Annotated in this window: 13 protein-coding genes; 6 read left to right on the top strand and 7 right to left on the bottom strand. The window is 68.3% G+C overall.

Features of this window, described 5'->3' with window-relative positions:
• Positions 1–17: 17 nt before the first annotated feature.
• Positions 18–878, bottom strand: coding sequence for a hypothetical protein (locus tag ABT294_RS27445; protein WP_350809146.1), 861 nt, complete (start codon positions 876–878; stop codon positions 18–20).
• Between the two features lie 187 nt (positions 879–1065).
• On the opposite strand from ABT294_RS27445, the gene ABT294_RS27440 reads away from it, so the two are divergent.
• The 4 genes from ABT294_RS27440 (at position 1066) to ABT294_RS27425 (ending at position 6555) form a co-directional block, all read left to right on the top strand.
• Complete coding sequence (locus ABT294_RS27440) at positions 1066–2361, top strand: ABC transporter substrate-binding protein (protein ID WP_350809145.1); 1296 nt, start codon at positions 1066–1068, stop codon at positions 2359–2361.
• 620 nt (positions 2362–2981) lie between these two features.
• Positions 2982–4388: a family 2B encapsulin nanocompartment shell protein gene (locus ABT294_RS27435; RefSeq protein ID WP_350809144.1), complete on the top strand. Its 1407-nt coding sequence runs from the start codon at positions 2982–2984 to the stop codon at positions 4386–4388.
• 26 nt (positions 4389–4414) lie between these two features.
• Positions 4415–5656: a family 2 encapsulin nanocompartment cargo protein terpene cyclase gene (locus tag ABT294_RS27430; protein WP_350809143.1), complete on the top strand. Its 1242-nt coding sequence runs from the start codon at positions 4415–4417 to the stop codon at positions 5654–5656.
• A gap of 35 nt (positions 5657–5691) precedes the next feature.
• On the top strand, positions 5692–6555 hold the full coding sequence (locus ABT294_RS27425) for a geranyl diphosphate 2-C-methyltransferase (RefSeq protein ID WP_502912139.1): 864 nt from the start codon (positions 5692–5694) through the stop codon (positions 6553–6555).
• Between the two features lie 13 nt (positions 6556–6568).
• On the opposite strand, the gene ABT294_RS27420 is transcribed toward ABT294_RS27425, so the two are convergent.
• The 6 genes from ABT294_RS27420 to ABT294_RS27395 all read right to left on the bottom strand — a co-directional run bounded on the left by ABT294_RS27420 (position 6569) and on the right by ABT294_RS27395 (position 11816).
• The gene (locus tag ABT294_RS27420) at positions 6569–6967 is read right to left on the bottom strand and encodes a hypothetical protein (protein ID WP_350809141.1); all 399 of its coding nucleotides are present in this window, start codon (positions 6965–6967) and stop codon (positions 6569–6571) included.
• A 67-nt stretch (positions 6968–7034) separates the two neighbouring features.
• Positions 7035–7844: an ABC transporter ATP-binding protein gene (locus ABT294_RS27415; RefSeq protein ID WP_502912137.1), complete on the bottom strand. Its 810-nt coding sequence runs from the start codon at positions 7842–7844 to the stop codon at positions 7035–7037.
• The gene (locus ABT294_RS27410) at positions 7841–8779 is read right to left on the bottom strand and encodes an ABC transporter ATP-binding protein (protein ID WP_350809139.1); all 939 of its coding nucleotides are present in this window, start codon (positions 8777–8779) and stop codon (positions 7841–7843) included. Before ABT294_RS27410 ends, ABT294_RS27415 begins: the two co-directional genes overlap by 4 nt.
• Positions 8769–9755: a branched-chain amino acid ABC transporter permease gene (locus tag ABT294_RS27405; RefSeq protein WP_350809138.1), complete on the bottom strand. Its 987-nt coding sequence runs from the start codon at positions 9753–9755 to the stop codon at positions 8769–8771. The genes ABT294_RS27410 and ABT294_RS27405 overlap by 11 nt, the downstream gene beginning before the upstream one ends.
• A 14-nt stretch (positions 9756–9769) precedes the next feature.
• Positions 9770–11056: a branched-chain amino acid ABC transporter permease gene (locus tag ABT294_RS27400; protein WP_350809137.1), complete on the bottom strand. Its 1287-nt coding sequence runs from the start codon at positions 11054–11056 to the stop codon at positions 9770–9772.
• A gap of 388 nt (positions 11057–11444) precedes the next feature.
• The gene (locus ABT294_RS27395) at positions 11445–11816 is read right to left on the bottom strand and encodes a PaaI family thioesterase (protein WP_350809231.1); all 372 of its coding nucleotides are present in this window, start codon (positions 11814–11816) and stop codon (positions 11445–11447) included.
• 155 nt (positions 11817–11971) lie between these two features.
• On the opposite strand from ABT294_RS27395, the gene polA reads away from it, so the two are divergent.
• Both polA and ABT294_RS27385 read left to right on the top strand, forming a co-directional pair.
• Complete coding sequence (polA, locus tag ABT294_RS27390; RefSeq protein ID WP_350809136.1) at positions 11972–14662, top strand: DNA polymerase I; 2691 nt, start codon at positions 11972–11974, stop codon at positions 14660–14662.
• Positions 14663–14787: 125 nt separating this feature from the next.
• Complete coding sequence (locus tag ABT294_RS27385) at positions 14788–15888, top strand: polysaccharide deacetylase family protein (RefSeq protein ID WP_350809135.1); 1101 nt, start codon at positions 14788–14790, stop codon at positions 15886–15888.
• Positions 15889–15998: the final 110 nt, after the last annotated feature.

Raw genomic sequence — 15998 nt, 5'->3', positions numbered from 1 at the left:
GCCTGGGCGGCCGAGGTTCAGCCGCCCAGGCCGCACGTCCTGAGCGCGTAGGCGGTCAGGCGCTCCTGTAGGGGCTTGGGCGGCACGACGATGACGACGCGTTCCTCGCCGCCGTCGAGTGTGGCCCGCACGGGGAACTGGAACGCCTTCTTGGCCTCGGCGAACGCGTGCGGGTCGCAGCGACCGGGAGTGAGCGCGACGGGCAGCTCGACCTGTCGCGCTCCCGCCTCCAGCACGGCCAGGGGACGCTTCCTGACCGCTGGGGTGACGATGTAGTGGGTGGTGCCGCCCACGTCCTGCACGGCGACCGTGCCCTCGCCCTTGCGGGTCAGGACGAGGCTGCCTCGCATGGCCTTGTCCTGTTCGGTCCAGGTGGGGCCGAACTCGATGTCCGCGGCCTGTTTGACGAGGAAGGCCGAGCACTCGTCGCGTAGCAGCCTGGTGAGAAGCGGGTCGGGGTGCGGCACGGGGAAGAGGACCCTGCGCAATTCCTCCGTGCCCGTACGGATATGGGCCACAACGGTGGCGGGGCTCAGCTCCGGCAGCCCCTTGGTGGAGCAGTTGGCTTCGCCGTACGGAATGCGAAGATCGGTCCGGGGCGTGCGGCGCAGCAGGGCGTCGGCTCTTTGCGGCGGCAGGGTTTTGAAAGACGCCGTGACAAGCTGGACGTCGGAGAAATACACCGGTGTGTCCGAGCTGTTGGTGACGGCGATCTCCAGGACGTGTACCGGCTCGTCGGAGCGCCATTGCGCCAACGAGACCGACACACCGGCGGGGGGCGCGGAGGTGGGCTCCGCCGCAGGCCCGGCAGCGGGTCGAGGGGAGCCGCACGAGGCCACGAGGGCGGCGGCGAGAAGGAGAGCGGTAAAGCGCTTCACTCGAAGCACATTAGGCATGGTCGCACAGCTCTCTAAGTTGAGGACTGATTACGACTCCGCATCCAAGTGCCGACAGTTCCCCAGCGCATCTGGTTGTAGCGCTCGACGGTTTGTACGTTTCCGTCATTCGCTCGGGAACGTCGGCGGTGCTGACCGGATCCCGGCCTGGAGATGAAGGAGACACTTCATGGTCCGCATTGCTCCCGTGGGGCGGGCGCTGGCTGTCGCGGCTGCCGCCAGCCTGGCCCTGACAGCCTGCGGTGGTGGCAGCAACACCGCCACCCAACCGAGCCAGTCGGCTGCTGCTCCATCCTCGGCGGCCCCCGCGGCGAAGGGCGATGGCACGCTGACCATCGGCACGCTGCTGCCGCAGACGGGTTCGCTCGCCTTCCTCGGCCCGCCCGAGATCGCCGGTGTCGACCTGGCGGTCAAGGAGATCAACGAGGCCGGAGGCGTGCTGGGCAAGCCTATCACCAAGTACGACACCGACTCGGGTGACACCACGACCAACATCGCCTCGCAGTCGGTGGACAAGCTGCTGGCGCAGAAGGCCGACGTGATCGTCGGCGCGGCCTCGTCGTCGGTGTCGGAGTCGGTGATCGACAAGATCACCGGTGCCGGGGTGGTGCAGTTCTCGCCGGCGAACACGTCGGACAAGTTCACCACGATCAACGACCACGGCCTGTACTTCCGCACCTCGCCGCCCGACAAGCTGCAGGGCCGGGTGCTGGGTGACCTGGTGGTGGCCGACGGCAACGACACGGTCGGCATCCTGGCGATGCAGGACTCGTACGGCACCGGCCTGGCCGACCAGGTCCAGAAGACCGCCGAGGCGGGTGGCGCGCAGGTGGTGGAGCGGGTCGACTACGACCCGAAGGCGGCCGACTTCTCCGCGGACGTCGCCAAGATCAAGGCGAAGAACCCGAAGGGCATCGTGCTGATCGGCTTCGAGGAGACCGCCAAGGTCATCCAGGAGCTGGTCAAGCAGGGCCTGCCGGCTGACAAGCACAAGTGGTACATGGTCGACGGCAACACGTCCAACACCAACTACATCAAGATGCCCAAGGGCACGCTGAAGGGCGTCAAGGGCACCATTCCCGGCGCCGCGGCTCCGGAGGAGTTCCAGAGCAAGCTCAAGGCCATCAACCCCAAGCTGGAGGACTTCAGCTACGCGCCGGAGTCCTACGACGCGACGAACCTGGTCGCGCTGGCCGCCGAGGCCGCCAAGAGCGACGCGGGCACCGACATCGCGGCCAAGCTCGCCGAGGTCAGCAAGGGCGGCGAGAAGTGCAAGGACTTCAAGACCTGCGCCGACCTGCTGAAGGCGGGCAAGGACATCGACTACGACGGCGTGAGCGGTCCGGTCGAGTTCAACGAGGCCGGTGACCCGGCGGTCGCCACCATCGGCATCTACCAGTACGGCGACAACAACAAGTACGCCACGAAGGCGCTGGAGTACCGCACCGGCGACATCAACGGCTGACAAAACCCCTGAAAGGGCCCGGTCTCGACCGGGCCCTTTCGCATGCCCGGCCATGGATTCTCAGAAATGACGAGAATTCACATTCTTCGGGAAGGGGTGGCTGAATGAACGAGGCGCCCCTTCGGGAAACAAGTAATCGCCGAGAGCGGTCCTGAAAGATGGGCCCGGCTCGCCGGCGCCGGAGCCGCATGACGCCGCGTCTCTACGCTTCAGCGTCCGTGCCGTGCCGGTTCTCGCTGGTGCCTGGGCCGAGGCCGCCTCTCGTCATAACGCACTGAATCCAGGCGCAATAAACCGCCCCCGCCTATATCGCTTCGCAATAGGTCTTACCGGACATAAAGCGCCGTCACCAGCCCATTGCGTGCTCGCGTGACGCCCTTTAGCATCGAAGACGCCGCGATCAGAGCTGCACGTGCGGGCAAGAACGGGAATGCGCTGATTCTAGTGACCATGTCGCGCAAGTCAGCCATCGTGGTGCGGGCGCCGAAGAGGAATAACCCGCGCTGACAAAGGTATATGGGCATTTCGCGTAGACCCCCGCCCGGAATCGGCCGCCGAGCGGAGCTTCACTCATCTGAACTGACGGATTCCCCATCCACGATCAGCGAGTGCGAGGAAACATGTCCACTGAGCAACCGGAGCCCGGCACGGAGCAGCTGTCGAGCCTCGACACCCGGGCCGCGCGCAACCTGGCCACCACCACCAAGACCCGTCCGCAGATGCAGGCCATCTCCTCCCGCTGGCTGCTGCGCATGCTGCCCTGGGTCGACGTGCGCGGCGGAACCTACCGGGTCAACCGCAGGCTGACCCACCGGGTCGGACGCGGCCGGGTGAGCGTGGCGCAGAACGGGGCCGACGACGTGTGGATCATCCCGGAGACGCTCGCGGAACTTCCCGCGCTGCGCGGCTTCGACGACGTCGACCTGCTGAGAGCGATCGCCGCGACGTTCACGCCACGGGAGTTCCACGCCGGGGAGGTCATCGTCGCGGCCGGCACTCCGGTGAGCGAGACCTACGTGATCGCGCACGGCCGCCTCGACCGGCTGTCCACCGGCAAGTACGGAACCACGGAGGTCCTCGGCGTCATCGCCGACGGAGACGGGTTCGGCGACGAGGCCCTGGGCCGGGACGACCCGCGCTGGTCGTGCACGGTCAGGGCGGCCACCGCCGGAACCCTCATGGTGTCGCCGTGGCAGGAGTTCCAGCGGCTGCTCAGCGGCTCCCCTGCGCTGCAGGAGCACATCGAGCGGTACCTGGAGGGCACCCGCAAGCCGGTCAACAAGCGCGGCGAGGCGGCGATCGACATCGCCTCCGGGCACGTGGGCGAGCCGTCCATCGACGGCACGTTCGTCGACTACGACCTCCGGCCCCGCGAGTACGGCCTGAGCGTCACGCAGACCGTCCTGCGGATCCACACCCGCGTGGCCGACCTCTACAACGACCCGATGAACCAGTTCGAGCAGCAGCTGCGCCTGACGGTCCACGAGATCCGCGAGCGCGAGGAGTGGGAGCTGCTCAACAACCGCGAGTTCGGGCTGTTGCACAACGCCGACTACGGCCAGCGGATCAACTCCTGGTCGGGTCCTCCGACCCCCGACGACCTCGACAATCTGATCAGCATGCGCCGCAAGACCCGCCTGCTGCTCGCCCACCCGCGGACGATCGCCGCGTTCTTCAGCGAATGCAACAAACGCGGGCTGACCGTGGGCAGCGCCGACGTCAACGGCCACGAGATCCCGGCTTGGCGTGGAATCCCGATCTTCCCCTGCGGCAAGATCCCGATCACGGACGGGCAGACCAGCTCGATCGTGGCCCTCCGCACGGGCGAGGAGGACCAGGGGGTCGTCGGCCTCCACCAGACGGGCATCCCCGATGAGCACGAACCCGGCCTGAACGTGCGGTTCATGGGCATCAACGGCCAGGCCGTGATGTCCTACCTGGTCAGCGCCTATTATTCGGCCGCGATCCTGGTCCCCGACGCGATCGGGATCCTCGAGAACGTCGACATCGCGGCACCTCGCTCCTGACCGATCAGCCCAGGAAGAGGGGCGTCATGCCGGAATTCACCGCGGATGAGACCGCACGACCGCGCATTCCCGACCTCCCGCCTCCGGGCGGCGCGAGGCGGCTGCCGGGAGGGCCGACGGGCCTGGGAACCTCAGGGCTCCGCTTCCCGGCCGTGGACCAGCCGCCTGTGCCCAGGCTCGACGAGGACGACGGGCACGTCCCCGGTGATCTCGGCGTCCTGACCGGCGGACTCTCACCGGCGGCGTCCCCAGTGGCCGAACGCAGGTACGGCCTGGCCCCACTGGCCTACCGGGAGCAGGAATGGGGTGACGGGTCGTACCCGCCGCTCTACTGCCCTGAGACCGTACGGGTCGACGAGGGCCTCGCCGACGAGGTCGACCGGCGGCTGGCGGCGTGGGCGGAGCGGGTCGGGATCCACGACGGCCGGATGGAGGAGTTCCGCGACACCGGGTACGGGCGGCTGGCCATGCTCACCCATCCCGACAGCGACGACCCCGACATGCTGCTGGTGGCGGCCCAGATGAACGCCGCCTGGTGGGCGGCCGACGACTACTACGCCGACGAGACCGAGCTCGGCGCGACCCCGACGGAGCTTCCCCCACGGCTCGCCCTGGTGATGTCGGCCATGGACCCGCCCCCGCCCGCGGGCGAGTACACCCGCCAGCTCGAGGACGTGATCCAGGCCGACCCCGTCCTGGTCTCGCTGAGATCGGCCACCAGCCATCTGACCCGCCACGCCACCCCCTCACAGGTCATGCGGGCCTGCAACACCACGTTCCAGATGTATGTGAGCTGGACCGCCTACGCCGCCTGGCGCTACCTGGAGACGCTGCCGCCCGTATGGCGTTACCTCGCGGCCCGCCAGCACGACAGCTTCTACACGTCCATGACGCTCATCGACGTCGTCGGCGGCTACGAGCTGCCCGCCAACCTCTTCTACGACAGGAGGTTCCACACCGCCCTCATGCAGGCGGGCACCGCCAGCGTGATCGTCAACGACCTGCACTCCGTGGCCAGGGAGGCGGCCGACGAGCTTCCCGACTCGAACCTGGTCCTGCTCATCGCCGCTGAGGAGAACTGCTCCACCCGCGAGGCGACCGAGCTGGCCGTCTCCCTGCACAACGACTTCGTCAGGGGTTTCGAAGCCAGCCAGCGAGACCTCGCCACGATTCCGTCCACGGAGCTGAAGCGGTTCCTGCGCGGAGCGCAGGGCTGGATGGCCGGATGCCTTGAATGGCACGGCAGCTCCAGCCGCTACCAGTCGTGACGCCGGACCCGATCCCCATGCCCCCAACGAAAGGAATGCCACAGGTGACCGCGATCCAAGACTCTCCCGTCCTCAGCAGCCTCTACCAGCGCTCTGTCGCCGACTACTGGAACGCCGAGAAGAACCCGGTCAACCTGCGCCTGGGCGAGGTCGACGGCATCTACCACCATCATTACGGCATCGGCGAGGTCGACTGGTCGGTCCTGGAAGGCCCCGAGGGCAGCCGTGAGGAGCGCGTCACCAGGGAGCTGCACCGGCTGGAGTCCGCGCAGACCGAGTTCCTGCTGAGTCAGCTCGGCCCCCTGAAGCCCGAGCACCGGATCATGGACGCCGGCTCGGGCCGCGGCGGCTCCAGCATCGTCGCCAACCTGCGCTTCGGCTGTCACGTGGACGGCGTGTCCATCTCCGAGTCGCAGGTCGCCTTCGCCAACGAGCAGGCCAGGCTGCGCGGCGTGGACGACAAGGTCCGTTTCCACTTCCGCAACATGCTCGACACCGGCTTCGAGACGGGCTCCTTCCAGGCGATCTGGAACAACGAGAGCACGATGTACGTCGAACTCGGTCTCCTGTTCGCCGAACACGCCCGGCTGCTGCGCCGCGGCGGCCGGTACGTGTGCATCACCGGCTGCTACAACGACGCCTACGGCCTGCCGTCCAGGGCCATCAGCCAGATCAACGCCCACTACATCTGCGACATCCACCCGCGCAGCACCTATTTCAGGGAGATGGCCGCCAACCGCCTCGTCCCCATCAGCGTCGTGGACCTCACGGCCGCCACCATCCCCTACTGGGAGCTGCGGGCCAGGACCTCTCTCGCGACCGGCATCGAGCAGCCCTTCCTCGACGCCTACAACAACGGCAGCTTCCAGTACCTGCTCATCGCCGCCGACCGCGTCTGAGGCGGGTCAGGAGCTAGCTGCAGCCCGCGACGATCTGGTCGGCCGCGACCCGGTACTCCTTGAGCAGGGCCACCTGCCGGTCGTGCGGGATGTCGGCCTTGGACAGGCCCGCGGTGGTGGTCTTGACGGTCTGCACGGCCGGTGCGAGGGAGTCGGGCAGCCGGTCGCCGAACTGGAGGGTGATGCCGCGCAGCTCGGCGAGCCGGCCGAGCACGGCGTCCTCGATGTACTGGCCGTCCTCCTGGCCCTTCGGCTTGAGCATCAGGTTGGCGTAGCCGATGGCGGAGACGACGCGGGCGCAGGGATCGTCGGTGGGATCGCCGCCCGTGCTGTACCTCGCGGCCGAGGCCGCTGTGTCCTGGCAGCCGACGAGGATGGGCAAGATGATGGCTAATGCCGCTAAACGTCGCACATTGCCCATTAAAGAGCGGAGAAGGGGCCCGCGGGGAGCCCCTTCTCCGTCTCGAAATCGCTAAATATCACGCCTTGGCGAGCGTGCCCAAGTACAGCTCGATGACCTTGGGGTCGTTGGCGAGCTGGCGGCCGGTGCCCGTGTAGGCGTTACGGCCCTGGTCGAGGACGTAGCCGCGGTGGCAGATCTGCAGACAGCGCCGGGCGTTCTGCTCCACCATGATCACGGTGACGCCCGCCTTGTTGATCTGCTGGGCCTGGATGAACACCAGGTCCTGCAACTTGGGCGACAGGCCCGCCGACGGCTCGTCCAGCAGCAGCACCGACGGCTCGGTCATCAGCGCCCTGGCCATCGCCACCATCTGCCGCTCGCCGCCCGACAGGGAGCCGGCACGCTGCTTGCGCCGCTCCTTGAGCGCGGGGAACAGCTCGGCGACGAACTCGAAGCGCTCCTTGAACTTGCCGGGCACCTGGAAGGCGCCCATCTCCAGGTTCTCCTCGATGGTGAGGCTGGGGAAGACGTTGTTGGTCTGCGGGACGTAGCCGACGCCGCGCGAGACCAGCGCGTGCGCCTTCATGTTGGTGATGTTCTCGCCCTTGAGCACCACCGTGCCGCTGCGGATGTTGACGAGCCCGAACATGGCCTTGAGCAGCGTGGACTTGCCCGCGCCGTTGGGGCCGATGATGCCGATCAGCTCGCCCTCGCGGACGTAGAGGTCGGAGCCGTTGAGGATGTTGACGCCGGGCAGGTACCCGGCGATCAGCTCGTCGCACCGCAGCACGGCCTGCTCGGCGCCGTCGAGGTGCGCGCTGCGGTCGGTGACCGCCGCCTTGGACTCAGTCACGGACTCAGGGGCGGACTCGGGGACGGCGTTCACTTCTGCGTCTCCTCCTCGATCTCGGCCTCGAGCGCCGCCTCGGCCTCGTGGAGCTGGGCTTCGAGCTCGGTGTCCGACAGCGGGGCGTCGTGGTGGGCGCCCAGGTAGGCGTCGATGACGCGGGGGTCGGACATGATCGTGTCGGGTGGCCCCTCGGCGATGACGGCGCCCTGGGCCATGACGATCACCCAGTCGCTGATGTCGCGGACCATGTCCATGTCGTGCTCGACGAACAGCACGGTCATGCCCTGCTCGCGCAGGTCCTTGACGTGGCCGAGCAGCGACTGGGTGAGCGCCGGGTTGACGCCCGCCATGGGCTCGTCCAGCATGACCAGCTCGGGCTGGACCATCAGCGCGCGGGCCATCTCCAGCAGCTTGCGCTGGCCTCCGGAGAGCGACCCGGCGAAGTCGTCGCGCTTGGCGTCGAGCTTGAAGCGGGCCAGCAGCTCCTCGGCGCGCTCGCTGATGGCGTCCTCCTGCTCGCGCCACAGGGCCGGGACGAGCGCGCGCCAGAAGCTCTCGCCCTTCTGCTGCTGGGCGCCCAGGCGCATGTTCTCCATCACCGACAGGCGCGACAGCGCCTTGGTGAGCTGGAAGGTGCGGACCATGCCGAGTCTGGCGACCTTGTGCGGCGGGACACCGCTCATGCTGCGCCCGTTGAAGGTCCACTGGCCGGAGTCGGCGGTGTCGAAGCCGGTGAGCTGGTTGAAGAAGGTGGTCTTGCCGGCGCCGTTGGGCCCGATCAGCGCGGTGATGGAGCCGCGCTGGATCTCGACGTGCTGCACCTCGACGGCGGTGAGGCCGCCGAAGCGGCGCACCACGTTGTCGACGACCAGGATCGGGTCGGGCTTGGGGACGCCGGGTTCGCGTTCGAGCTCCTTGAAGGCGGCCAGCGCCGCCGCCTTCCGCTCGCTGGTGGTGGTTTCAGCGCGCATCGATTGCTATCTCCCTCTTGTCACCGAAGATGCCCTGTGGCCGGAAGACGAGCAACAGGATCAGGCCGAGACCCACCAGGATGTAACGAACGGGACCAACCTGGATGGAGGTCATGAACGGGATGTATCCCGCCTGGACCGCCTCGCTGAGGATGCCGTTGACCAGCACCAGCAGCACCCAGAAGATCATCGAGCCGATGACGGGCCCCAGCACCCGGGCGGCGCCGCCGAGGATGACGATCGTGTAGGCGAAGAAGGTGGTCTCCGTGCCGAAGATGTCGGGCTGCACCGAGGCGAAGGCCAGCCCGTAGACGAAGCCGCCGAGGCAGCCGATGACGCCGCCGAGGATCAGCGACTGCATCTTGTACGAGAAGACGTTCTTGCCGAGGCTGCGCACGGCGTCCTCGTCCTCGCGGATGGCCTTGAGCACGCGTCCCCACGGGCTCTTCATCAGCAGGTAGACGACGCCGCAGGAGATGCCGACCAGGATCCAGCCGACCAGCAGCACCCACAGCAGCCGGTAGTTGAAGGTGATCGGGCCGATGCCGTACTCCCCGTCGGGGAAGGGGTTGAGCGCGTAGAAGCCGTCGGAGAAGCCGCGCTGGCCGTCGGAGCCGCCGAAGACGTCCTTGAACGCCACGGAGCGGAAGACGAGCCGGACGATCTCGGCGGCGGCGATCGTGACGATGGCCAGGTAGTCGGCGCGCAACCGGAGGGTCGGGGCGCCGAGCAGCAGGGCGAGCAGGACGGCGGCGAGGATGCCGACGCCGATGCCTATCCAGAACGGCAGGCCGATCACGGTGACCGTGACGGCGAGGCCGTATCCCGCGACGCCCATGAAGGCCGCCTGGCCGAAGTTGAGCAGGCCGGTGTATCCGAAGTGGATGTTGATGCCGATGGCGGCGAGTCCGTAGAGCACCGTCTCGACGCCGATCGCGGCCTTGACGGTGGTGGTGAAGATCGTGAGCCAGTCCATGTGAGCCTCCCCGGTCAGCCGATCCGCTCGCGGCGGCCGAGGATGCCCTGCGGCCGGACGAGGAGCACGATGATGAGTACGGCGAGCGCGCCGACGCTCTTGAGCTCCGGGGGCACCCAGAGCGTGGAGACCTGGATGAACAGGCCGACGACGAGCGAGCCGACGAGCGCGCCGAACGCGGTGCCGAGGCCGCCGAGCGTGACTCCGGCGAAGATGAGCAGCAGGATGTCCTGGCCCATCGTGTACTTGAGGTTCTGCGACAGCCCCAGCATGATCCCGGCCAGTGCGGCGATGGCGCCGCCGGTGGTCCAGATGATCCTGATGACCCGGTCGACGTTGATGCCGGACGAGGCCGCGAGCGCGGGATTGTCGGCGACGGCGCGGGCGGCCTTACCGGTGCGGGTGCGCAGCAGCGCGACGCCGACGACGATGAGGACGACCAGCTCGATGGCCATCGCGACGAAGTTCTTCGGGGCGGCGGAGATGGGCCCGATCTGGACGCCCGGCTGCGCGGTGTACTGCGCGTAGGCCTCGTTCTGGCCGCCGAACAGGATGAGGAAGACGTACCTCATGAAGAGCGCCACGCCGATCGAGATGATCATCATGGCGATGGTGCCGGTGCCGCGCCTGCGGAGCTGCCCCCAGAAGAAGCGGTCCTGCGCGTAGCCGAGCCCACCGGCCAGGACGACCGCGATCACGGCGGCGGGGATGAGGTGCAGCCCGATGCCGACGTTGAAGGCGTAGGCGAGGATGGCGCCGAGCGTGACGAGCTCGCCATGGGCGAAGTTGGTGAGCCCGGTGGTGCCGTAGATGAGGGAGAGGCCGAGCGCGGCGAGCGCGATGATCAGGCCGAGATTCAGGCCCTCGAAGGTGAGCTGGGCCGCCTGGTCCCAGAACGGGCTCTCCTCGGCGCCCTGATCCTGAGGCTGCCCCGCGGCGCCCTTGGGCTGCAACGCGAACAGCACTGTCATCATGTTGCCCGCGAACACCGTCGGCGTTCTGACGTTGCTGCCCCCGCGGACGTCGGCGTTTTGCGGAAGCGTCTTGACATCAAGGGTGACCTTGTACTTTCCCGGTTTGTCGACCGGGACCTCCCATGCGCCCTGGGCGTTACTTGTGACCTCCTTGACGGGTTTTCCATCCTCGGTGGTCACGACGATTTTCACGCCGTTCACTGGCTGGCCTTGGAGTTTGAGTGTCCCTCTCAGGCCCTGGTCGGGCGCCGCCGCGTGGGCGGCACCGGCGAGCAGGAAGATGAGTCCACCCAGAAAGGCCGTGAACGCGATCACGGCTCTGCGCAATGGTGCTCCCTCAGGTAGGTCAAGGCGGGGTTCGTGGCCCCTCCCTCTCGACACGCGGGCATCGCAGGCACGACTGGGATGCTTGGGCGGGAGCTTATTCCGCGATCGCCCGGTTCAGTATCGTTCGTCACCAATTAGTGACACGTGTGTGTCACGGGCGTGAGCAACAAGAAGCCAGGTCAGGGGCTAAATCCACGTATACGCCTGGCAATGGTGGGGCGCTGCTGGGTAACGATTGCCCAGAAATGAGAACGAGCCCGACGGGGGTAGACCTTTGGGACCATGCGAGGCTTCCCCGGCCTCACCGTTTTCTACTCAGCCTCCCCCGCGGGCTCTGCTGGGTCAACCGTAGCGACCCGCGGGGCTGGTGTGCAAAGGGTGGATTCCCTCAGCGGTCGCGCAACATGCAGGTGAGGCGCGAGGTGCACACGCGTCGTCCCTGGTCATCGGTGATCTCGATGTCGTACGTGGCCAGCGACCGGCCGCCATGCAGCCGCGTCGCGACGCCCGTCACATGACCGGAGGTGGCCGAGCGGTGGTGGGTCGCGTTGATCTCGATGCCCACGGCGATGCGGTCCGGACCGGCGTGGATGGCCGCGCCGACGGACCCCAGAGTCTCGGCGAGCACCGCGGAGGCGCCGCCGTGCAGCAGGCCGTACGGCTGGGTGTTGCCCGCCACCGGCATGCGGCCCACGACGCGCTCCGCGCTCGCCTCGACGAACTCGATGCCCATCCGGTGGGCCAGCGTGCCCTCGTGCATCGCGCCGTAGGCGGCGAACTCGGCCGCGGTGTCGGCCGCAGTGTCGCCCGCCGTGTCGGTCGCGGGGCCGGTCGCGGGGTTGGTCTGCGTCAAGGGGACGCCTCCAGTCTTCCGAGCTCGGGTTTTCTGTCGCAGTCGCAGACTAGGCTGCGGGTGTGCCGAAGAGTGACGTGACCCCTGAGCGCCCGTGTCTGCTGCTGCTCGATGGGCATTCCCTTGCCTATCGAGCGTTCTACGCGCTCAAGGACGCCAACCTGATGACCACCGACGGGCAGCACACCGAGGCGGTCTACGGGTTCACCTCGATGTTGACCAACATCCTTCGCGACGAGCGGCCCACCCACGTGGCGGTCGCCTTCGACCGGTCGGAGCCGACGTTCCGGCACGAGGAGTACGCCGAGTACAAGGCCAACAGGAGCGAGACGCCCGAAGACTTCCGCGGCCAGATGCAGCTCATCTTCGAGCTGCTCGACACGCTGCGCGTCCCGCGCCTGTCCAAGGCCGGCTTCGAGGCCGACGACCTGATCGCCACGCTGGCCACCCGCGCGTCCGCCGAGGGCATGAACGTGCTGATCGTCACCGGCGACCGCGACGCGCTCCAGTTGGTCAACGAGCAGGTCACGGTCCTGATGACGCGCCGCGGCATCAGTGACATGACCCGGTTCACGCCCGAGGCCGTCGAGGAGAAGTACGGTCTGTCCCCGGCGCAGTATCCCGACTTCGCCGCGCTGCGCGGCGACCCCAGCGACAACCTGCTCAGCATCCCCAGCGTGGGGGAGAAGACCGCCGCCAAGTGGGTGCGCGAGTTCGGCTCCCTCACCGCCCTGGTCGACCGGGTCGACGAGGTCAAGGGCAAGGTCGGCGACAAGCTGCGCGAGCACGTGGCGCAGGTGCTGATGAACCGCAGGCTCACCGAGCTGCTCCGCGACGTCCCGCTCGACGTCGAGCCGGCCGGGCTCACGCAGGGCGCCTGGGAGCGCGAGGAGGTCAACAAGCTCTTCGACACCCTGCAGATCCGCGGTGAGCTGCGCGAGCGCGTCTTCAAGACGCTGGGCGCCGGCGAGCAGGAGCCCGAGCAGGGCTTCGAGGTCGAGACCGTGATCCTCGGCCCCGACCGGGTCGCGGGCTGGCTGTCGGCCCTGCCCGAGGGCCGCGCGGGCGTCGCCTTCAAGGGCGTGTACGGCAGCGGCACCGGCCGCGTCGACGCCATCGCCATCGCCTCGCCCGACGGCACGGCCGCCCACATCGACCCGGTCAAGCTCACCGAGGCCGACGAGACGGCGCTGCGGGCCTGGCTGGCCGACGAGAGCAGGCCCAAGGCCGTCCACGACGCCAAGGGGCCCATCCTGGCCCTGTGGGCCCAGGGCATGGCGCTCAGGGGCCTGACGTGCGACACGGCGCTGGCGGCCTACCTGGCGATGCCGGGCCAGCGCACGTTCGCGCTGGAAGACCTGGCCAGGCGCTACCTCCACCGCGACCTGCGGGCGGAGGAGGAGTCCAACGGCCAGGCGGCGCTGTTCGGCGACGACGACGACGCGCCGGCCAAGGAGCTCGCGCTGCGCGCGCACGTGGTGCGCGAGCTGGCCGAGGCGCTCGAGACCTACCTGTCGGGCCGGGGCGGCACCCAGCTGCTGACCGACGTGGAGCTGCCGCTGCTGACCGTGCTGGCCGAGTTGGAGCGGGCGGGCATCGCGGTCGACGGTGCGTACTTCGCCGGGCTGGAGGCCGAGTTCGGCGCCGCGGTCAAGCACGCGGTCGGAGAGGCGCACCGGGTGGTCGGCGAGCAGTTCAACCTGGGCTCGCCCAAGCAGCTGCAGGAGATCCTCTTCGTCCGGCTCAACCTGCCGAAGACCAAGAAGATCAAGACCGGCTACAGCACCGACGCCGACCAGCTCGCCTGGCTCGCCACCCAGACCGACCACGAGCTGCCGACGATCATGCTGCGGCACCGCGACCAGACCAAGCTGCGCACCACCGTCGAGGGCCTGATCAAGGAGATCGCCGACGACCAGCGCATCCACACCACCTTCAACCAGATCATCGCCGCCACCGGTCGGCTGTCCTCCGAGAAGCCCAACCTGCAGAACATCCCGATCCGCACCGCCGAGGGCCGCCGCATCCGGCAGGGCTTCGTCGTCGGCGAGGGTTACGAAACGCTGCTCACCGCCGACTACAGCCAGATCGAGCTGCGCATCATGGCCCACCTGTCGGGCGACGAGTCGCTGATCGCGGCGTTCGAGTCCGGGCACGACTTCCACCAGGCGACCGCGGCCAGGGTGTTCGACCTGCCGCCCGAGCAGATCGACGGCGAGCTGCGGGCCCGCATCAAGGCGATGAACTACGGCCTGGCCTACGGCCTGTCCGACTTCGGGCTGTCCGGGCAGCTCAACATCCCGGTGGCCGAGGCGCGGGCGCTGAAGGAGGAGTACTTCCAGGAGTTCGGCGGCGTCCGCGACTTCCTGCAGGACATCGTCCGGCAGGCGCGCAACGACGGCTACACCGAGACCATCATGGGCCGCCGCCGCTACCTGCCCGACCTGACCAGCGACAACCGGCAGCGCCGCGAGATGGCCGAGCGGATGGCGCTCAACGCGCCGATCCAGGGGTCGGCGGCCGACATCATCAAGGTCGCCATGCTCAACGTCCGCCGGGCGCTGGGCGAGGAGGGGCTGGCGTCCCGGATGCTCCTGCAGGTCCACGACGAGCTGGTGTTCGAGGTGGCGCCGGGCGAGCTGGAGCAGCTCACGCAGCTCGTGCGCGACCAGATGAACGCCGCCTACCAGCTGCGGGTGCCGCTGGAGGTCTCCGTGGGAACCGGCCGCACCTGGGAGGACGCCGGGCACTGACCGGGCGGCTGCGCCCCGGCCGTTGACACGCACGCGGCGGGGCAGTCCGACATCGCGTGAATCGTTCCATGCGATCATTTTGGACTAGGCTGAAAGTCGGTTTCCCCGATGGGCACGGGAGTTCTGTGCGGATACCAGCGTCTCTCACGCGGATCATCGGCGTCGCCAACGTGGTCGTCGTCGTGGTGGCGATCATCGGCTTAAGCCTGCTGCCGTCCGACGGCGAGGGCGACGGCCCGTCCGGGCGGCAGGCCGCGTCCAGGGCGGAGCAGAGCCCGCCGGGCGAGCCCACCCCGGTGGCGAGCGAGCCGCCAGGCGTGGAGGCCACCCCCGAGTTCGCCAAGCAGGTCAAGGCGAACGAACTCGGCATGGTGCCGGTGCTGATGTACCACCGGATCCTGAAGAAGCGGCTGGCCTCCATCGACCGGACTCCCTCGCAGGTCAGGCAGGAACTGGAGAAGCTCGCCAGGCAGGGGTACGTGCCCGTCACCGCCAAGGAGTTCGTCACCGGCGCCATGCCGGTGCCCGCGGGCCGCTTCCCCGTCGTGCTCACGTTCGACGACGGGCACCCGAGCCACTTCGCGCTCGACGCGAACGGGCAGCCCAAGCCCGACACGGCGGCCGGCATCGTCCTCGACGTGGCCAGGAAGTACCCGTCGTTCCGGCCCGTGGCCACTTTCTGGGTCAATCGTGACCCGTTCGGGCTGCGCGAGCGCGACCAGCAGGTCGCCGCCGTGAAGTGGCTGGTCGACCACGGCTTCGAGGTGGCCAACCACACCTGGTCGCACCCCAGCCTGTCGGTACTGCCGAAGAAGCGGGTCCGCGAGCAGATCGTCAGGCTCGACCGGCTGCTGGTCAAGCTCGGCGCGGGGCCCGCCAAGACCATGGCGCTGCCGTTCGGAGCGGAGCCGCACCCGCGGAAGCTGGCCCGCCGCGGCACCTGGGACGGCACCTCGTACGACTTCGACGGGGTCTTCCTGGCGGGAGCGGAGCCCTCCCTCTCGCCCTTCGCGAAAGCTTTCGACCCGCTCGCCATCCAGCGGATCCAGAGCAATGGCAAAAAGGGCGAATGCCGCAAGTGGTGCTCCCAGTACTGGCTGGAATGGCTGAACAAGCACCCCGAGGAGCGCTATGTCTCCGACGGCGACCCGGCCCGGATCTCCATCCCCGAGAAACTTCAGGGTAAAATCACCCCCAAGCGGAGACCACAGGTCAACGCGTACTAACCCGGTGCGTCGTGTCGCCTGGATTGACCCCGTGGCCCATGTCTCATATGCTGATCGCTGCGCTGTGGGCTCGCGCGCGCCTCAGACGGAGCGGGCTCGCGCTCGGTCAC

It is taken from the genome of Nonomuraea sp. NPDC000554 (assembly GCF_040300065.1).
GTDB lineage: Bacteria > Actinomycetota > Actinomycetes > Streptosporangiales > Streptosporangiaceae > Nonomuraea.
Note: the sequence above shows the minus strand (reverse complement) of the source record. Positions and strands in the feature narration are given on the sequence as shown.